This is a genomic window from Chryseobacterium candidae (assembly GCF_004916905.1).
GTDB classification, from domain to species: Bacteria; Bacteroidota; Bacteroidia; order Flavobacteriales; family Weeksellaceae; genus Chryseobacterium; species Chryseobacterium candidae.
Window position 1 is genome coordinate 98,315 of record NZ_SDLV01000040.1, and the last position, 19,301, is coordinate 117,615.

The 19,301-nt window shown below is 35.8% G+C and carries 26 protein-coding genes; 2 read left to right on the plus strand and 24 right to left on the minus strand.

Translation table 11 applies throughout. From position 1 onward, the window contains the following. Positions 1-44: 44 nt before the first annotated feature. Entirely contained in the window at positions 45-524 is a 480-nt protein-coding gene (locus tag EK417_RS17110) for a hypothetical protein (protein WP_136522853.1), read from the plus strand. A 62-nt stretch (positions 525-586) separates the two neighbouring features. On the opposite strand, the gene EK417_RS17115 is transcribed toward EK417_RS17110, so the two are convergent. From EK417_RS17115 to EK417_RS21605, 17 genes are all read right to left on the minus strand, one after another. Continuing rightward, positions 587-937, minus strand: coding sequence for an arsenate reductase family protein (locus EK417_RS17115; protein WP_076597252.1), 351 nt, complete (start codon positions 935-937; stop codon positions 587-589). Positions 938-1,029: 92 nt separating this feature from the next. Next, entirely contained in the window at positions 1,030-1,644 is a 615-nt protein-coding gene (locus EK417_RS17120) for a deoxynucleoside kinase (protein WP_089690558.1), read from the minus strand. A gap of 26 nt (positions 1,645-1,670) precedes the next feature. After that, the gene (locus tag EK417_RS17125; RefSeq protein WP_228457961.1) at positions 1,671-2,633 is read right to left on the minus strand and encodes a hypothetical protein; all 963 of its coding nucleotides are present in this window, start codon (positions 2,631-2,633) and stop codon (positions 1,671-1,673) included. A 144-nt stretch (positions 2,634-2,777) separates the two neighbouring features. Further along, on the minus strand, positions 2,778-3,803 hold the full coding sequence (locus EK417_RS17130; RefSeq protein WP_136522854.1) for a glutaminyl-peptide cyclotransferase: 1,026 nt from the start codon (positions 3,801-3,803) through the stop codon (positions 2,778-2,780). A gap of 102 nt (positions 3,804-3,905) precedes the next feature. Then, on the minus strand, positions 3,906-4,928 hold the full coding sequence (locus EK417_RS17135; protein WP_136522855.1) for a glutaminyl-peptide cyclotransferase: 1,023 nt from the start codon (positions 4,926-4,928) through the stop codon (positions 3,906-3,908). 35 nt (positions 4,929-4,963) lie between these two features. Next, a complete protein-coding gene (locus tag EK417_RS17140; RefSeq protein ID WP_136522856.1) occupies positions 4,964-5,347 on the minus strand; it encodes a VOC family protein in 384 nt (127 codons plus the stop codon). Further along, complete coding sequence (locus EK417_RS17145; RefSeq protein ID WP_136522857.1) at positions 5,344-5,850, minus strand: GNAT family N-acetyltransferase; 507 nt, start codon at positions 5,848-5,850, stop codon at positions 5,344-5,346. The genes EK417_RS17140 and EK417_RS17145 overlap by 4 nt, the downstream gene beginning before the upstream one ends. A gap of 3 nt (positions 5,851-5,853) precedes the next feature. Beyond that, on the minus strand, positions 5,854-6,279 hold the full coding sequence (locus EK417_RS17150; RefSeq protein ID WP_110366893.1) for an SRPBCC family protein: 426 nt from the start codon (positions 6,277-6,279) through the stop codon (positions 5,854-5,856). 325 nt (positions 6,280-6,604) lie between these two features. Continuing rightward, positions 6,605-8,218, minus strand: a complete 1,614-nt coding sequence (locus EK417_RS17155) for a Na+/H+ antiporter (RefSeq protein WP_136522858.1) — start codon at positions 8,216-8,218, stop codon at positions 6,605-6,607. Positions 8,219-8,365: 147 nt separating this feature from the next. Beyond that, positions 8,366-9,370, minus strand: a complete 1,005-nt coding sequence (locus EK417_RS17160) for a bestrophin family protein (RefSeq protein WP_136522859.1) — start codon at positions 9,368-9,370, stop codon at positions 8,366-8,368. Between the two features lie 69 nt (positions 9,371-9,439). After that, positions 9,440-10,117, minus strand: a complete 678-nt coding sequence (locus tag EK417_RS17165) for a DUF2490 domain-containing protein (RefSeq protein ID WP_110366896.1) — start codon at positions 10,115-10,117, stop codon at positions 9,440-9,442. A gap of 131 nt (positions 10,118-10,248) precedes the next feature. Further along, positions 10,249-10,641, minus strand: a complete 393-nt coding sequence (locus EK417_RS17170; protein WP_076597243.1) for a DUF1398 domain-containing protein — start codon at positions 10,639-10,641, stop codon at positions 10,249-10,251. Between the two features lie 141 nt (positions 10,642-10,782). After that, a complete protein-coding gene (locus EK417_RS17175) occupies positions 10,783-11,472 on the minus strand; it encodes a response regulator transcription factor (RefSeq protein ID WP_076597242.1) in 690 nt (229 codons plus the stop codon). An 11-nt stretch (positions 11,473-11,483) separates the two neighbouring features. Continuing rightward, positions 11,484-12,260, minus strand: a complete 777-nt coding sequence (locus tag EK417_RS17180; RefSeq protein WP_076597241.1) for a sensor histidine kinase — start codon at positions 12,258-12,260, stop codon at positions 11,484-11,486. Between the two features lie 21 nt (positions 12,261-12,281). Next, positions 12,282-12,914 carry a hypothetical protein gene (locus EK417_RS17185; RefSeq protein ID WP_083688899.1) on the minus strand — a complete coding sequence of 211 codons (633 nt, stop codon included), beginning with the start codon at positions 12,912-12,914 and terminating at the stop codon, positions 12,282-12,284. 18 nt (positions 12,915-12,932) lie between these two features. Beyond that, on the minus strand, positions 12,933-13,259 hold the full coding sequence (locus EK417_RS17190) for a hypothetical protein (protein ID WP_076597240.1): 327 nt from the start codon (positions 13,257-13,259) through the stop codon (positions 12,933-12,935). A 643-nt stretch (positions 13,260-13,902) separates the two neighbouring features. Further along, a complete protein-coding gene (locus tag EK417_RS21605) occupies positions 13,903-14,025 on the minus strand; it encodes a hypothetical protein (RefSeq protein ID WP_262709829.1) in 123 nt (40 codons plus the stop codon). Between EK417_RS21605 and EK417_RS17195 the strand changes: the two genes are divergently transcribed. Then, a complete protein-coding gene (locus EK417_RS17195; protein WP_076597238.1) occupies positions 14,009-14,416 on the plus strand; it encodes a T9SS type A sorting domain-containing protein in 408 nt (135 codons plus the stop codon). The genes EK417_RS21605 and EK417_RS17195 overlap by 17 nt on opposite strands. 74 nt (positions 14,417-14,490) lie before the next feature. On the opposite strand, the gene EK417_RS17200 is transcribed toward EK417_RS17195, so the two are convergent. The 7 genes from EK417_RS17200 to EK417_RS17230 all read right to left on the minus strand — a co-directional run bounded on the left by EK417_RS17200 (position 14,491) and on the right by EK417_RS17230 (position 19,294). Further along, on the minus strand, positions 14,491-14,940 hold the full coding sequence (locus tag EK417_RS17200; RefSeq protein ID WP_136522860.1) for a VOC family protein: 450 nt from the start codon (positions 14,938-14,940) through the stop codon (positions 14,491-14,493). 35 nt (positions 14,941-14,975) lie between these two features. Further along, positions 14,976-15,524: an SRPBCC family protein gene (locus tag EK417_RS17205; protein ID WP_228457962.1), complete on the minus strand. Its 549-nt coding sequence runs from the start codon at positions 15,522-15,524 to the stop codon at positions 14,976-14,978. Positions 15,525-15,540: 16 nt separating this feature from the next. After that, positions 15,541-15,912: a VOC family protein gene (locus tag EK417_RS17210; RefSeq protein WP_076597235.1), complete on the minus strand. Its 372-nt coding sequence runs from the start codon at positions 15,910-15,912 to the stop codon at positions 15,541-15,543. Positions 15,913-15,959: 47 nt separating this feature from the next. Beyond that, on the minus strand, positions 15,960-16,430 hold the full coding sequence (locus EK417_RS17215; protein ID WP_110366901.1) for a hypothetical protein: 471 nt from the start codon (positions 16,428-16,430) through the stop codon (positions 15,960-15,962). 12 nt (positions 16,431-16,442) lie between these two features. Next, entirely contained in the window at positions 16,443-16,898 is a 456-nt protein-coding gene (locus tag EK417_RS17220) for a DUF1569 domain-containing protein (protein WP_076597233.1), read from the minus strand. Between the two features lie 164 nt (positions 16,899-17,062). Continuing rightward, positions 17,063-18,271, minus strand: a complete 1,209-nt coding sequence (locus EK417_RS17225; RefSeq protein ID WP_136522861.1) for an ABC transporter permease — start codon at positions 18,269-18,271, stop codon at positions 17,063-17,065. Positions 18,272-18,337: 66 nt separating this feature from the next. After that, positions 18,338-19,294 (minus strand): HlyD family secretion protein, encoded by a 957-nt coding sequence (locus EK417_RS17230; RefSeq protein ID WP_076597300.1) that lies wholly within the window; start codon positions 19,292-19,294, stop codon positions 18,338-18,340. Between the last annotated feature and the right edge of the window lie 7 nt (positions 19,295-19,301).

The window sequence follows — 19,301 nt, forward strand, 5'->3', positions numbered from 1 at the left end:
AGACTACAGTTCAATAAAATACCAAATAAAACAAACATAATTCAATGAAACCACGATTTATCATAATTAATATCATTACAATATTATCAATAATCAGTTGTATTAATCAAAACAAAAATAACGTTAATAGTAAAAATTCAACTAAAATCATAAAACAGCAAAAAATCGAAAAAATCGAATTAACAGAAAGAACCCGGGGAACCAATCGAAGTGTTGTGTATACACCCAACCTTATTACCGCTAGATTAAATGGAGATTCAACCCAAACGGCTATGTCTCTTTCTGAATGGGAGAACATTTCCAGACAGGCAGAGACTCTGGATCTATCTAAAATATCGAATCTTCAGTCTCCCACAACCGGCAGATATACCGACAGGGCATTAGCTGCTACTATTATTATCACATCCAATGGAATTACTTATACTTCCGCTACTTTTGATTCTGGCATTCCACCGAAAGAACTGGAAGCATTATACAATACTTTACAAAACCCAAAGGAAAAGCAAAAGAAACCTCTCAAATAAAGAATTAAAACAAAAAATCCGCTCTTTATTTTTAAAGAGCGGATTTTTTTATGATACATTCTTTACTTTTCAATAAAGAACTTTACATTTTCAATAGGTCTTCCCAGCATTGCTACGGAACCTTTTACCAGAATGGGCCTTTGTATAAGAGATGGATTCTCAGAAAGAATTTTTATCCATTCTTCTTCCGAATAGTTTTTATCGGCATAATTCTCAATATACAGCTTATCTGTCTTACGAATAATATGAAAAACACTTTGGTTCAGTTTTTTCAACACTGTTCTTATTTCAAGAGGACTTAAAGGATCTTCAACAATATTAATGATCTCAAAAGGCACTCCGTTTTCGTCAAGATACTCCAATACGGCATTTGACTTTGAACAGTTTCCATTATGTAAAACTTTAACTACCATGATATATTTAATTATTAAAAAATTAAACCTGATCCTAAACAAATTTAAAAAGAATTACCCTGAGTATGTCTTAATGTTCTGATAAAAATATGTTAAAACAATCCGTGAAGTTCTGCTTCAATTTTCTCCAGAATAAATCCGAAATCTTCCGGTTTTTCAACGAAGTCAAGATCATCCACTTCTACGATCAGAAGTTTTCCTTCGGTGTAATTGGAAATCCATTTTTCATATTTCTGATTCAGCTTTGACAGATATTCAATGCTGATAGATGCTTCATATTCACGGCCTCTTTTGTAAATTTTTTTAACCAGGTTAGGAACATCTGATTTTAAATAGATTAAAAGATCGGGAGCTGATACAAAAGACTTCATCAGATTAAATACCGATGAGTAGTTATTGAAATCTCTGTCTGAAAGAAGATTCATATCATTCAGGTTTTCTGCAAAAATATGGGCATCTTCATAGATGGTGCGATCCTGAATAATATTTTTTCCGCTTTCTCTGATCTCTTTTACCTGACGGAATCTGCTGCCCAGGAAATACACCTGCAGTGCAAAACTCCACTTGCTCATGTCTGAATAAAAATCCTCCAGATAAGGGTTATGATCTACATCTTCAAATTGTGCATCCCATCCGTAATGCTTGGAAAGCATCGTTGTCAAAGTTGTTTTTCCGGCTCCGATGTTTCCTGTAACTGCAATATGCATAATATTCTTTTCCTTGTATTTACTGATTAGTTGATAAGTTTTTCAACAGCTTCAGTCTGAACCTGAGAAATATCTTCAATCAATTTCTGTAGGGTATTGTCTGAAGTTTTCTCTACTGTATTCTCATCAGGTTTCTCTTCCGTTTTTTCTACTGGTTTTTCTGTAGGTGTCTGCAGAGATTCCGGCTGAGCTTCAAGCTGTTTTTGCTGTTGCGCTTTCTTTACTTTTTCAAAGCTGTAAAGATAGAGTTTGTTCCCTTTGATTGCAAAATAAGAGAGGATGTTTTTATCCACAATTTGCGCTTCCTGGTCTTCAAAAACAGTGGACATTCCTTTTTCAGGCACATATTGTGAAACGAAATTACCGGCAACAACCAGGATCATATCATTTTCTCTTCGAAACCGTTTTCCGTTTTCCAGCGGGGCCTCAAAAAGTATTTCAAACTTCAGGCTGTAAATCCTGATATGTTTTCTGGTTAAAATATAGACCTTATTTTCATAGACCAGCATATCCATCAGATCTTCAAAACTGATATCAAAAGGATATGAGTTGATGGTTGTATCATTTCTGAAATTATACTGTATCAAACGCTTTGTACTGTCATCCAAAAGCCACAGCTGCTGGAGATCTTCAGCATAAGCCATCCTGATAAAACCAAATTTCTGCTTAAAATCCAATCTTTGAATCTCATTCATATTCTGGTCTATAAATTTCATTTCCTGAGCATTTTCAGAAAACAACGGTACATTCAGAGGATTTTGTACGGTCTGTACTTTGTATGGAACAGTAAGCATCATCTTTCCGATCTGTTTCCCTAAAGAATCATATTTGGTAAAGCTGAAATCTTTGTTCTTATAGATATACAGATTCCCATAATCGTCAGCAAGCATATCTTTAGCTTCCTTAAGTTTCAAAGTATCTAAAGGAATAATATTCTGTGCCGAAGCCATACAGAAAAGGAAAAAAAATAGTATGTTTAAAAACTTCACTCTGTTTTTTTAATGGGGTCAATTTACTGAAAAATAACTTTATCCAAAAGATGATTAAGTCTTAGAGAATCTTCTTTACTGTTAATCAAAACTGAGACCATCCTGTTGCTGCAAAAAGACCGCTCTACAAAAGATATAATGAATTTATTGAAAAGTAACTTCATAAATTTTCTCCCAGTTTTTCCCGGTAACCAGCATATGATCACCTTTAAAAGCAATTCCGTTTAACACATGCTCGCTCTCTCCTTTATCATTTTCTTTGGTCAACTGTGTAAAATCAAGTTTACCTATGACTTCTCCGTTTGCGGGATTAATTTTTAGAATGACAGGTTGATGCCAAACATTCGCATAGATAAATCCGCTGTGGTATTCAAGTTCATTGAGCTGATTGTAAATTGTAGAATTACCGCCAACCGCAATCGTTTTTATTACTTTTGAAGGATTATTAACATCCAGAAAATAAAGATTCTTTGAACCATCTGTAGCGATCAGATTCTTTCCATCATAGGAAAGCCCCCACCCTTCTCCTATTGCATCAGGCAATGGAAATTCAGAAATCTTTTTCAAAGTGTTTTTATCATAAATAAAACCGATTTTATTCTGATACGTCAGCTGATAAACCTTATCTCCCACAATGGCACAACCTTCAGAAAAAATCTCAGCAGGCTGCTTTGCAACAATTTTGGGAACAGCTGATCCTAATGTATATTTTATAAGCTGGGAAGCTCCCTTCATTCCGTCACTTTCATACACCGTATTTCCCTCTACCACAAAGCCTTCAATAAAATTTTTAGGATCATGAGGGTAATCGGCAACTATTGTATAGGGAATATTCTGCTCAGGAGTTTTTGTAAATACATTGATGGTAGCATCCTGATTCAGGACTTCTCCGCTGTTAGTCTTAATTACAAAGACCACTTTATTATCTCCAAGTGTGAAAAATTCGGGATCAATCCTTAAGTCTGCGGTTTCTTTATCTCCAAAGCTAATTTTAATGCTTTCTGCATTTTCCGTCACCTGTTTCGGAAGGTCAAGTTTATCCCCGAAATGATATCCTTTTGTTTCCTTTGCATTGTTATAATCTGCCAGAGAATCAAGCATTTTTTCTTTATTACTGCAAGAAGCCAAGAATAGAACTGCTGCAAAACCAATAGTAATGTTTCGCTTCATAAAGGTATTAATCATTTGTCAAAAGTACTAAAATTTAATCCTCAAAACGAAAATAACGCTCCCGGAGGAACGCTATTTTTGTTTTTTATCAATAGAATCAGATTATTTGATCTGAACTTCGTAAATCTTTGGCCAGTTCTTTCCTGTTACCAGCATATTGTCCCCTTTGAAAGCAATTCCGTTCAGGACATCATCACTTCCTTTGGTATTCTGTTTTGCGATTTCTGTAAAATCAAAAGTTCCCATTACTTCTCCGTTAGCAGGATTGATTTTTAAAATGACCGGCTTCTGCCATACGTTCGCATAGATAAATCCGTTGTGGTATTCCAGCTCGTTCAGCTGATCATATGCCTGAGAACTTCCTGCAACGGCAATATATTTAATCAGTTTTGAAGGATCGTTTACATCAAGAAAATATAAAAGCTTACTTCCGTCAGAAGCAATCAGATTTTTCCCGTCATACGTTAATCCCCAACCTTCACCTAATACATTTGGATAAGCAAATTCTGAAAGCAGCTTTAAAGAACTTTTATCATAGACATATCCTTTTTTGCTCTGCCATGTAAGCTGATACACTTTATCTCCAACGATGGTACTTCCTTCAGAGAAATCTTCCTGAGCCTGTTTTGTAGAAGCCAACGGAGTGGTTGTTCCCAGCGTATATTTTAAAATCTGTGAAGATCCGTTCTGCCCGTCACTTTCATAAATCGTATTTCCTTCAATCTGGAAACCCTGTACAAAGTTTTTAGGATCGTGAGGATATTCGGCTACAATCTGATAAGGAATATTTTTTTCCGGATTTTTTGCAAACACGTTGATCGTTGCATCCTGATTAAGGACTTCTCCTCCTTTTGTTTTAATATTGAATGTAACAGCATTGTCTCCTAGTGTGAAAAATTTGGGATCAATTGTTAAATCGGTTGTTTCTTTATCTCCAAAGCTGATCGTTACGCTTTCTGCATTTTCCGTTACTTCTTTCGGAAGCTCAAGCTTATCTCCGAAATGGTAACCCTTCGCCTCCATTGAAGTATTATAAGTGTTTAATGTATTAAGAATCTCTTTATCCTTATTACAAGACGCCAATAATAAAATCGCTGCGAAACCCGCTATAATATTTTTTTTCATTGAATTTCTAAATATTTCTCCAAAAATAGCAAATTTTATTCCGTATTGCCAATATTATCTGCGGGTTCACCAAATTGTAATATGTAACCATTGTTATCATAGATAGCAAATTCTCTCATTCCCCATTCAAAAGTTTCAATATCATAGCATATTTTCGCTTTTGTTTTAAGGCCCTCCCAAAGATCATCCACTTTATTTACATTGAAATAAAATGATCCTGAAAAACCGATTGAAGTATTGTTTTCATGTTCATTAGGCTGAGAGAGCATAATGTATACTTCATCTTTTCGAAGAGAAGCCCATTGCCATTCATCATTTCTTTCCATCAAAGTAAATCCAAGAACATTCATATAAAATGTAATGGTTTCATCAAGGTTTTCGGTCCAGAAAACAGGACGAAGAGCTGTAAACTGTTTCATGATTTCTGTACGTTAAAAGTATTTCTGTGGATTTTCATATTCAGGGAAACCCATATTTCCTTATCGATCATGGCTTCGTTTTTAACATCGGGATCAAAAGCAAACCCTACTTTTCTGTAACATTCAATAGCTCCGGTATTCCAGTCGTAGACATTCAGTTCGGCAGTTTCTTTATCAAAATGACTGAAGCCATATTTCAAAAGCTCCTGCATAACCTTCTTTCCATAGCCTTTTCCCCTGTTATTTTCATCCCAGATCAGAATTCTTCCCAACAGGAAAGTTTTTTCTTTTAAGAAAATCTGAGCATGCCCGATTGTACTTCCGGTTTGATCTTTAATTTTAAACAGCGTTCTTTTTTCATCAGACAAATCTGTTTCCAGCTGTTTTTCTGTGAGAGGAAAACGATATGCGGGTCCGGCAAACTGAAGAAGCATTCTTTCGTCTTTTATTTTTGAAATCAGTTGTGGAGCATCATGTATGGTAAAGGGCTGTAATGTAATCATTGTCTATTTTTCTAAATATTCTTTTAAACTCTGTCCCAAAATGGTGTTCCAGCCTTCTGTAAAGTTTTCTCGTGAAAAACCTTCGCCCAAATTTTTAAAGTTTTCCATATCTTCATGGGTTAGCTTTACTACCGTATGTTCATTTTCTGGCTGCAATTCCCAGGTTACAACGGTCTTCAGGGTTGAAAAATCAGGATAAGACCATGTGTGCTTTAATTTCTGATTGGGGATTATTTCTAAAACCTCCCCGTGATGATGATATTTATCGGCTCCTCCTGGTTCATAGAAATTGAATTCCTTACCTGTTTCCAATACAAAATCCTGGATATCAAAATACCAGGATTTCATTTCATTTTTATCGGTTAATGCTTTCCACACTTTTTCAACCGGAGCATTTATGGTACACTGAACAGTGATGGGTGTGTTCATATTATGGATTTAATATGTTTAAATGTACATATTTTATCCCTACTATTTAACCTCAAAAGCCGCAAAAGTTTTTATCTTCTAAATTATTTCAAAACATTCCTGTCCGATTAAGTTAAAATATAAATATAATTAACAGGCCGTAAATATTGATGTTTTTAATGTATTTCTACTTTTTATCGGACAGTAATGATTTAAAAGTTTAAATTTCCATTAATGAGAAGTACACTTAAGTTCTGAAAATCTAAGGATTTTCATTTTGTGATCTTCCACAATTTAAGCTTATTCCAGTATACTCTTCTGTGACTTTTATAGTTTTTATTTTTAATTACCCATGTGAAAAACCTGTGATTTTGGCTTCATCAAAATCCAGCTGCATTTCAATGGTTCTCATGACGTGATCATCAAAGATTTTCTCTCTTTTCATTCTGTGCAGTTCGTTTCTCTGTGCCTGAATGATTTGGCGTAAGACATCTTTATTTTCATTGATCGCTGTTACATAATCTCCTGTGGAAGCCATGCATTGGACTTTGTCTGCCATCAGCATCATTTCATTTTCCAATTTGTGCTTTTGATGACGCACCAGGCTATTGGTTATGGCTAATTCAGAAAAGTCATTATCCAGTTTATGCAATGCTGTTTCTTTCAGTTTGCGCATAAGAATTACCTCCTGCTTTTCTTCCGGCAGTTCACTTCCGGCATCCTGAATATTCAATAATTTCAAGATCGGACTCAACAATAGACCTTGTCCTACCAGAGTGATCAATATGATCACAAAAGTTACAAACAAAATAATATTTCTGTGTGGGAATACTTCTCCGTTGGGTAAAAAAGCAGGGATTGATAGGGCTGCTGCCAGTGAAACCACTCCTCTCATGGCTGCAAAACTGATGATAAACGGCTCCCGCCAGTCTGGTTTTGGAACTTTTAATCTTAATTCTTTAGAGCAGACTCTTGGGAAGTACATCAATGCATAGCTGTATAGAATTCTTGTTCCAATGATAGCTCCGCCAATCACTACACTGTAGAAAATACCTTCTGAAATGGTGTATTCTTTCATTCCTTCCACTACAATCGGAAGTTCAAGACCAATCAGAATGAAAATGATGGTATTCATCAGGAATATCAGCACACTCCACACATTCCCCGACTGAATTCTTGAGGTATGGCTTAAATAACAATGTGAATTATATGACATCAGCAAACCTCCGCCCACCACTGCCAGTACTCCTGAAAAATGAAAATGCTCCGCTCCCACATACATAATGTAAGGTACGATAAGGGTAATAATGGTATCAATATTGGAATTGGTAGGAATAACCTTAAGCAATGCACCAAACAGAAAGCCCACAGCAACTCCTACTGCAATACCACCGACGGCCATCATAAAGAAATCCTGAATGGCATCTCTCCAGATAAACTGTCCTGAAATAACGGCTGCCAGGGCAAATTTAAACACAATTAAACTGGACGCATCATTGATTAAGCTCTCTCCTTCCAGGATACTGGTAATTTTCTTAGGAATTTTCATATGCTTCAGTACAGAAGTAGCAGCTACCGCATCCGGTGGAGAATTGACGCCTCCCAATAAAAATCCCATTGCCAAAGTAAGTCCGGGAATAATGGAAGATGAAAGATAAGCCACAACAATGGATGTTAAAAATACCAATCCGAAAGCCATAGAAAGAATCTGTTTTCTCCATTTATGAAAATCCTGCCATGAAGTAAACCAGGCTGCCTCAAACAAAATAGGCGGAAGGAAAATAAGAAAAACAAGATCAGGCTCTATTTCAATACGCGGCATTCCTGGTACAAAACTTATTAATAATCCTGCAATAACAAGAAAAATAGGGTAAGCTACTTTTAATTTCTGGCCAATCATTACCAATATCATCACAGACAGCAGTACTGCAATGGATATAATAACATAGCTGTGAATCATTTTGAGTTAGTTGTTTTTAAGTGTTACATATTTTTATTTGGATTTGTCCAAACCTTATAGGTTTTAAAAACCTATAAGTTTTAATTTCATCCGACGTTTAGACTTTTTCTTTACAGCCGTCCTCATACATTATAAAGACGGAAAGAATTAAAGTACGATATTATTCTTCGGAGTGATGGCTGGCGGAAGATCAGATTCATCCAGCATATCCCTCATATCGATTTCAATGGTACGGCTGATCTGAGTGATAGGAACGTCATTGGGACTTCCTTCAAAGGGATTTACCGAGGCCTCTCCCACACTGTCCAGTGTATGAAAACACCATGTCACGAGTAAAGAAAATGGGATATTAAACCATAAAGTTAAGCCTTCTAACGATGTTCCTTCACCTAATTTATCAAACTCTTTCAATAATCCGAAAGGCACGAAAACAATGAATAAAAGCAAAAGATAGGTTGTGATGGAAGAGAAATTTCTCGGATAAGGAAAGTTTTTAATTCTTTCAGCTTTTCCCTGATTATCTGTAAACTTCACCAATTGCTGGTTGATCTGTGTCCATTGAAAATCATTGATTTCTCCCTTTTCGTAGGCTTCAGATAAAACTTTACTCTGTCTGGCCATCAATTGGGTAGCTCTGTTTTTTTTGCTTATGATGTACTGAAGTTCATTTTCAGAAAGATATTTTTTCAATTCTTCATCCAATATGACCAATCTCTCCGGAATATCATATTTTTTAGCATATTCATCAAACTGATCTGATCCCATGTTTTCCCATGCTCTCGGTTCACGAAGCTGAAATCTCAATGCGGTAAGCCATGCATAATGACGAAGAAACATTTCTTTTACTTTATCAGAGTCTTTGGAAAGAAGTGCATCTCTCAGGATATATCCAAAACTACGGCTGTCATTAATAATAGCTCCGTAGATCTGTCTTGCTTCCCAGAGTCTGCTGTAGCTGGCATTGTTTTTAAATCCAACAATAAAGGCAACTGCTGTTCCCATAATGGCAATCGGCTGCCATGGAACGGAAAGAAACCTCAAGCCCAAAAAGTAGAGGACTGTAGGGATTGCCGATAATATAACCAAAGCGTAAATGCTCCGTCTGGTCCAGATAATGAACTCGCGGGCTCCGAATCTTTTTCCTGAATGCATAAGTGTTTATTTTTTTAGTGTTTAATATATTTTCAAATGATTTTTCAAGAGCATTCAGCAGCAGCTTTATTAGTTTTTGGTAAACGGAATATTATTATAAAAACCAATCTGAATCTGTCCGCGGTTTCTGTTCTCCTGAATCTGGTTCATATACCCTGCTTCAATTCTCATATTTTTATTGATGACATATCCTAAGGCTCCATAGACTCTGTTTCTGTCGAAAACCGGACTGTTGAAGTGCAGAAAAATTTCATTATATACTGATGCATAGAGGGTTTTAGGAAGCATCTCTTTTTGAGTAATCGGTATATTCAATCCTAGCATATAACGGAATCTCATTCTGAAATCATCCTGAAGAAAACGTTCTTCCAAACGGTAACGATGCTGAAGATAGAAACGTCCGAATTTCTGTTTGGTGATAAACTGCTGGAAAATTCGGTGTTCAATATTTTCTTTTTTTTCACCGTTTACATAAGGCTGGCTGAGAATGAAACCGTATCCCAATAAAACATTGTTGTTATTTTCAGTGAGATCATACCCAACTCCTGTACGGATCAGTAACTGTTCAAGATCTCCAAGAGCATCAAAATTACGGTACTGAATTTCATTGTGCCAGTTCAGCTTCTTGCTGATTTTGTTGTTTCCAAAATACATATACCATGCTCCCAGATCGTTTTTTTGAGCAAATGTCAAAATAGATCCCAAACCTAATACTGTGAATGCCAACTTCGTAAAAACCTTTCTCATGTTTATCAATTACTATTATCTATCGTTTTTAACAAAATTAATATTTTAAATCAATAATAGCAAACAATATTTTATAAGTTACTTTAAAGAAGTACGGATGCAATGGTCTGCATCCGTTTTTTTGTAAAAAATTATCCCGGAACCTGTTCTGTCAGGACAAAACTTTCATTCTGGTCAAAATAATTACAGGTCATTTCATTCAGATCCATTGTCCAGCCATTGATTCCGTTTTCGGCACAGTCTTTACAGAAAGTCATGTAGTCTGTTCCTCCTTGTTGATGTAGTTTTAGCCTGGTTTTAAAATTTTCAAGGTTTAAAGTTTTGGAAATGGGAAGCTCATCATATTTGCTGCCGGTCTGTACAGATTGGTTTTCATTATTAAAGTACCTGGTATTTCCATCTGAGACATATGTTTTGTAATGAGAAACCCCCAATGCTTTTATAGCCTGAATATATTGGGGAAAATCGGCTCCGCTTTTTACTTTCTGATGTTCTGCTTTAATGTTTTCAATTGTAAATTTCATTCTTTTGTATTTTCTGTTTGTTACTGTAAATTATTGTTTTTCATAAACACCCTTCTGGGATTCTGCTTTTCAAAACAACTGCTAATTTAATCAGAAAATATAAATTTCATTTAATTTTTAATAAAACATCTGCATGAATGTTTATTCAAACCTGTCTTTTAAATAGTTCATATCTGCAATTTTACTTTCTATGGCATATACCACTAAACCCGCAGTATTTTTGGCTCCTGTTTTCAGCAGAAGGCTGTTGCGGTGGCCCTCAACGGTTCTGGAGCTTATAAAAAGCTGATCAGCAATCTCAGAAGTATTGTATTGTTTGCAGATGAGTTCCAATACTTCTTTTTCTCTTTTGGAGATATGATTGGCATCAAAAATACTGGAAACTTTCTTTTTAGGTTCTATAAGGTTTTGATGGAGCGCTTCCATTACCTCATTATTATAAAAGAAGCCTTTGCTGTGTACTTCCCTTATTGCGGTGAGCAATTCTGCAGGGCTTGAGTTTTTTTTAAGGAAAGAGCAGGCTCCTGACTGTATCATATTGACGATAAATGCTTTTGTATTATAGCTCGTTAATGCAATAATCCTGATCTGAGGATATTTGATATGGATTTGTTTGGTAGCTTCTACTCCGTTAATTTCCGGCATATTGAGATCCATCAGGATAATATCAGGCAGTTTTTCAAGGGTTACAAGCTCGTCCAGCAGCTCTTTGCCATTACTGAAATCACTTACCAGTTCAATATCTTTTTCTCTCTGTATCAACAATGAAATTCCCTGGCGAAAGAGTGCTTCATCGTCTACAATTATTACACGAATTATGTTATTCTCCATCTTATAATGATTTAAAATGTAAATTCTACAGCAATTCCTTTATTGTTTTCACTTTCAATTTTTAGTGTTCCACTGATTAGTTCTACCCGGCTTCTGATATTTCTTAAGCCTAATCCTTCTTTCAAAGTATTTTCATTCAAATTAAATCCTTTACCATCATCTTTATAGATACAGGTATTTTTACCGTCTTTTCCCAAAAATTCTATATCGATATGTGTACTTTCCCCGTGTTTTATGGAATTGTTAATGAGCTCCTGAAGTATTCTAAAGATATGCAAATTTTTTTCTTCCTCTGCTTTTGCAAAGTACAGACTATTGGAATAAGTAACCTGCAGGGTTTTGGACAGGTTTATTTCTGAGCACAATGCATCTATTGCCGCATGGAGTCCGAATTTTTCCAAAATTGGAGGAAGGAGATCATGTGAGATCTGCCTGGCACTTTCTGCAGTTTTGTTGACCAGATGTATGATTTTATTTTTCAGATCATTGTATTCTTCTCTGGTTAAATTATCAAAATCCAGAAGATGGATATTCAAAGAAACCACACTGAGCTTTGAGCTGATATCATCATGCAGATCCTGGGCAATCCGCAGTCTCTCTTTTTCCTGAGCACTGATAATGGCGTGGGTAAGATCTTTCTCATATCTCACCTCCAGCTCTTTTTTCTGAATAAGGTTTCTTGTTATTTTCTTATTCGAAAAATAATAAAATATGATCAGGGTAACCGCCAGTAAGGTAAATGCCAGAAAGGTATAAACGATAGTGGAAATAATTGTATTCTCATTCATTTTGTAAGATCATAACAGTAATTACACATTTTTTTTACGGGAAGAAAGATATTCAATCAGAATAAAAATCTGGTACACAATAAACATAACAACATTGAATACCCAAATCTCTTTATGCAGTTTTCTGTTCATCACCGTATAGAGGTTTCCGGACAAAAATATTACGGTACTGCTTATCAGGTAAAGTAAAAGTCCCAGGCTTATATAATTGTATTTCTTTTTGGTATCCAGTATATTATATAAATGAAATAATGCCAGAATGATAATAGAATAAGAAGTGACAAATATTTCGAACAGATTAAAAACATAATACTTTTCGGGATATAATATATACTGTATAACAAGAACTACAGGAATGATGATTAAAAGTGTACGTGCTGTTTTTTTCTGGTATTTTTCCGTTAAAATTTCATGAAAAAATAATCCCAGTAACAAAAACTGCCCTATCAGATAATAATGTGAGAAAAACAGATTATTAATCTTCTGTGAATTCAATACATAGAAAACAATTTCACATAGTAATATCCATGCCAAATAGCTGATGAAGAATATACAGGCTCTTCCTCTTCCGGAAAAGCCTATACAGTATACTGCCAGATTAATCAGCAGAATGCCTTTTCCAATTAACGACAATATTTCTATCCAGTGATCCAATGATCTCTAGTTTTCGGATTACAGATTCCACCATTTTGCAGTGGAGCATACGCTTGGACACGGTGTGGTCATATCATAAACATAATCTCCCTTATCATAATCTACAATATCATTATCATATGCATCCACTCCTACCATCAGAAATTTAAATTCGCCTTCATCGGTAATGGCATTGTATCCTCGATATCTTTCAAATCCTTTGTCTTTAATGAAAATATCATAGATATCCTTTGCCGGGATAAGATGAGCCCGGATAGATGTTCCATCGATAATTTTTGTATTCTGCCAATTGCTGATCCATTTTTTAGCATCTTCCAATAAGACTGCATGTTTAGGTAGTTCCATAGTTTTTCTTGTTTTAAATTATATAATAGGTTTGAATAAAGTGACCTTATCTACACATTACAAGTTATAAAAAAAATAACCATACCGTGAAATAAATTGATTTCAATTAACATAATATTCATTTTTCAAAATTATTACAATAATAAATATCCAAACTGCGTATTTCTACGCATTTTTCAATTCAGCATTTAATACGCTGTAATCAGTTTGTATTTCTAAGTTATTTTGTGGTATCATTTACAGGAAAATCTCGTGAGTAGATCAACAATACAGGAAGCTTATGACCTTCTGTTAATATTAAAAATCTGTATCATGAAAAAAATTATCTCTTTTGTAATTTTTGCTTTATTAAGAAATCTTTCAGCATTCAGTGCCCAGAAACTACTGTAATTTTTGAAACTTCAACTGGCGGCAGCACAAGCTTTACCGGTAGAGGATATACATTCAGTATTGTTTCACAGGCCGGAACTTTTAGAATTCAAAGCAGTTATCCGAACACCGGCTGGAACGGAGCAGCCCATGACATTATCTATATTGACAACACAGGAACAACCAATATCAGCTCTCCTTCTTTCAGTGTTAAAAGAAGTTCTGCATTCACTGTATCAAAGTTTTGGGTATTCTTAAGCAATACTGCTTTAAATCAGTCTACCTCATCAGGAACGCTTATCATTGCAGGAAAATCAGGAGGAGTTACAAAGTTTACCATTACAAAAGCCTCCGGTTTTAATACGACATTCAATGCAAAAATGGGAACAACAGACATTAACAACGGATTTACCCTGATTGATCTTACTACTTTAAACAATCAGAATAACAGCAATACTATCATTGATGAGCTTCAGCTGCAATCTACCGGAGGATATGTCTATATGTGCCTGGATGCATTTACATGGACAAAAATTTCCACACCGGGTACTTCAGAAAACACTGTCAAAGACAAGATCAATATTTATCCTAATCCAACTTCCGGTGTCTTCTATTTGGATAATCTGAAGAAAAATAACAAAGTTTCGTTATATGACCAGTCTGGAAAGCTTGTAAGGTCAACAGATGCCAAAAAAAGTGAAAACAAGTTTGATATTAGTGAGCTGCCTGACGGAATGTACCACATCACAACAGAATCAGGAAGCGACAAAATCATTAAAAAGAAATAAAAAATACAGCTAATAAATAAAAAAGCCGACAAGGCCTGCCGGTTTTTTCAATATTTTGAATACAAAGATCAATTTTATGGGTGCTGCTGCATTTTAGCAGGATCATCATAATTTACCATCCAGTTGATTCCGAACTTATCACTAAACATTCCGAAATAAGCGCCCCAGAAAGTATCTTCCATAGGCATTGTTACCTGTCCTCCTGCAGAAAGACCACCGAATAATCTGTCTGCTTCTTCTTTAGATTCAGCATTCACAGAAATTGAGAAGTTGTTTCCTGCCTTGAAGTTGGAAGACCATTCTCCTCCTGTATCACTTCCCATCAAAATCGTTTCTTTAGAGATCGGAAGTGAAACGTGCATAATTTTGTTTTTGTCTTCCTCAGGTGTTTCTTTTCCCTCTAATGGAGGCATTTCCCCAAATGTTCCTATGTAAGGATATTCTCCTCCGAAAACAGATTTATAAAAATCAAATGCTTCTCTGCAGTTTCCGTTGAATGTCAGGTAAACGTTTACTGTTGCCATAATTGTATTGATTTGTTTTTTTAAGTTTAGCTTTTTTATTGTGGTTTTTCGGATAGTGCTTTTAATCTTGAAAGCCCTTTCTGGTAATCTTTTCCAATAGCATTCTCCATATTCATAAACAGCTTTATCAAGGTAAACGGATAAGGTATCTCTGAGGTAAATCCCCATGTTGCCTTTGTTCCGTTTCCTTCCGGAACTAGTACTACATAAGCATTTGCTTCACTTTCGTATGGCGTAAGAAATTTGATTTCCGTATCGATTCTTTTACCTGCTTCATCTACTTTTTTCAATTCCTGACAGCCTTTTCCTGCATTTTTATTTTTACTGTCCCAGCAAACTTTTTCTCCAGGCTGTCCATTTGTTCCGGTCCAGTCTTTTTTCATCCCCGGATCAAGGTCATTCCATGGGCTCCATTGATCCATTGCGTTGAGGGTATTGGTATTTTGCCATACTTTTTCTACCGGTGCATTGATAGAAACCGACTTTTCATATTTACAGTCTCCCGAAATAAAAGCAGCCAAAACCAACAAAAAGATTAATAATGTAGCTAAAAGTAAAATAATTCTTCTAAATATTCTCATCATACGTGTGTTTTAATTATTATCTGTGCTGATCTATAAGAATCATGTTTCCATCAGGGTCTTTAAGATAGATATGTTCCGGTCCGGAGGTGGTTTCATCAGCTTCTTTTCCGATTTCTACTCCACTTTCCTTTAATCTTTTCTGGATTTCACGCACATCGTCAAAAGATTCGAGATTCTGTGCATTTTCGTCCCATCCGGGATTAAAGGTAAGCATATTTCCATCAAACATCGCCTGAAAAAGGCCTATCAGTGTAGATCCGTTTTTCATGATCAGATAGTTTTGTGCTTCTGTTCCTGCCATGGTTGTAAATCCAAGTTTCTCATAAAAGTCTTTGGATTTCTGAAGATCTTTTACGCTTAAACTGATTGAAAATGCGCCTAGTTTCATAATAGTAGTGAGTTTTTATTTAGGTGTTTTTTGAGTATGAGTTCGTGTTACTGATTTTTCAGATGGGTCTTAAATTCAAGGGTTTCGTCATAACTTTTCCAATCACCTGTAAGTTCAATGTGCTGCTCTTCAATTTTCTCTGTTTTCCTGTTCCAGCTAAAATGATAGATAAACTTTCCTTTAAAAATTCCGGAATGTTTTCCTTTATTCTCTTCCGCCAGCTCATATTCTCCGTATACTGTTCCCTGTTTTCTGGAATCTTTATATTTTGAAATGGTAATTTTTCCTTCAAATTTTGCATAATTGGTATCCACAAGAGAGTATCCTGAAACAAAATATTCCTGATCATTCTTTTTATTCTGTTCAGAAATATTGATTTTCAGTTTCAGTTCCTGGCCTTTGTTTCCAATAGTTCCTATGTAAGGTTTACTATTGTTCAGCCATGTATTGGAAATATCCGGCATCTGACCCAATACAACATTGGCAGTCAGAATGAGAAGCAATACAATTTTTTTCATATTGTGTGATTTTTAGACGCCAAATTGTGCCAGGTGATGGTTCAGGTGCTTGGCAAACATATTATTCCACTCCTGAGCATTTAATTTACCAAAAGAAAAAGATTCTTTACCGTCGAACGCATCTGCCCCCAACTGCTGTGTCTTTTGAATAAACCCGATCAGTCTTGTTTTTTCTTCATGAAAATTCTTTCTGGTGGTAATCAAAAATTGTGGAGCGGTAGGAGAATCTTTTGGATATGCTTTTTCGCCCACTACTTTAGGTTTTACGAAAGTTTTTAGTATAAATTTTGCAATAGCTCCGGGCTTTTTGTGTTTTTCCGGCTCGTAGATCATTTCATAGGTAATACAACAGTGCGCCAGCATCTGGTCTACTGTCATTTTGCCCCACAAACCATGGGTGTCTTCCACTAACTTATTTATTCTATCAATATAGTTTTGAGCATCTTTTGCATCAAATACATTTTCCATATAATTTCTATTTTACTATGAACAAATATATCAGTTTTTTTGTTAGATTGTATTGTTGGCTGAAAAAATTGAAAGCTGCGAGTTCAGGCATTAGGGTTGTAGGTTTACGTATTACGCAGACAGGGAATCCTGCAGCTAAATAATAAGCAGCCAGCGACCAAAAACTATTCAATCTCTTCCTGAGAAGTATTCTCCACCTCAGTTTCCTGTGGTACAGATTTTTTGAAAATAAACCAGAGTTTGATTTTTAAAGCAATCCACCCGATAATAGCATATATTGCTAAGAGGATGCTTAGGTGTTTCAGGTAAGGAAACGTAAGTTCTACTGAACCTTTTTGAATCAATAAAATTTTGAAAGCCTGTAAAAAGGGAGTTAACGGAATGATATTCGCGATAAACTGAACAAAAGCAGGCATTGCACTCAAAGGCCATGTAAAACCACTGATGATGAAAGCTGGTGAAGCAATAACCATAAGAATCTGTGTTGCCTTCAAAGCGTCCGGAATCAGAATACTGATAAATACGCCCAAAAATGAAACTGATCCTACAAAAACGGCAGTCAAAAGAATAAAATTAAAAATTCCTTCCGGCATCGGAACCCTGAAGATCATATGCATAAAGTAATAAATACCTACAATAAGAATAGAAAACACCCAGATTGGAATCACTTTTATCAGCATGGTTGGGAAAGCCCATCTTTTCATTTTGAGATATTCTTTTACAAAAGACCCTCTTTCAAATTCGGCAGCAAAACTTACCGCCATTGCCAATAAAATTACCTGTTGTAATACCACAGCCAGCATCGCCGGCCACATGAAAATGAGATAATTTCCGGTAGTATTGAATAGCGTTATATAATTGGCTTTGAAAGGTTCATATTGTGTAGCTGCTTTTGCAGCAGGCATTCCAGCTTTCTGAAGGGCTTTGATGGAAGCTCCCGCAGAAAATGTACCAATGGTAAGCTGAAGTGCTTTGGAAGCAAAATTGGCCGTTAAAACATTTCCTGTATTGATATACACATTCAATTCAGGATATTTTTTCTGCAGCATATCTCCTTCAAATCTTGAGGGAATAATAACTACAGCAGCAGCCTCATGTCTGATCACCTCATCTTTGATACTGAGAGGTTCCTGCAGATATCTGATAATTTTAATGCTTTTATTATCATCCAGCATTTCTGTCAATTGATTGGATAAAGGTGTATTATCCCTGTCGATAACAAGAACTGGAGTATTTTCAACTTTTCCGCTTTTATAGACAAACCCCAGCAACGTTGCATAGAAAACCGGTGCCAAAAAGAACACCGTCCTTAAGGTAGAATTGCCGATAAAAAGTTTGAACTCACGTTTCAAAAGACGGAAAAATTCTTTCATCTGTATATTTTTATAGGTGGAAGAACGAAATGAAACTCTAGAGAAGCTTCATCTGTTCTTTTCAGTTTATTTCAGGATTACATTGGCATTGACTAAAATACTTTTAGCCTTATTCATGTCTTTGGGCTTTACTTTGATCTCGTAGATCGCATCCTGTAACTGGTAGTCAGGGTAAGCTGTAGTGATATCCGCATATTTTGTCAGCTGTTTGATATACACGATAGTTCCTGTCAGGTTTTCTTTGTTGTAAACTACCTGCATGGTGACCTCCTGCCCTTTTTTGTATTTTGAAATAGCGCTTTCCGGAATGGTAAATCTGAAATAAGTACTTTCCGGAATATACCCGTTGAACAGTGCAAAACCAGCGGTTGCAAGCTCGCCGGTGTTTAAACTGATGGTTTCAATCTCCATATCATTGGTGGCAATAATATATCTTTCGGAATACGCTACATTAGCTTCCTGCAAAGCTCCTTTGGCCTGTGAGGCCTGACCGGCTGCCATTTCTACTTTTTCGAAACGGGTTCCTCTTTTTACATCATCCAGTTCTGCAACTACAGCATCGTATTGAGCTTTTGCGCCTTGCAATTTTGCGTAAATTTCGTCATGAGCCTGTGGAGACATTAAGCTGTCTCGGAACATATTATTGGCTCTTTTATAAGATTTCTGAGCAAATTCATACTGTTCCTTGAGTCCTTTATATTTGGCCTGAAGCTGCCTCATCTGATCGGCAGTAGCTCCGTTTTTGGCCATTTGTTCCTGAGCCGTCGCAGCGCTTACTGCACCTTGTGCCTGTGCAATTTTTGCAGAAACTTCCGGAACATCAAGCTGAGCAAGCGTATCTCCTTTTTTTACGGTCTGACCTTCGGAAACATATATTTTCAGAATCCTTCCGGTAACTTTAGGAGCAAAAGAAATCACATCCTTTTTAGTTTTTCCTTCCGGTTCTTTGATTTTTTCATTTTTTTTGTCACAGCTCCCCAATAAAAACAGAGCAGCGAAGAGTATAGATATATTTTTATGCATCATTTAA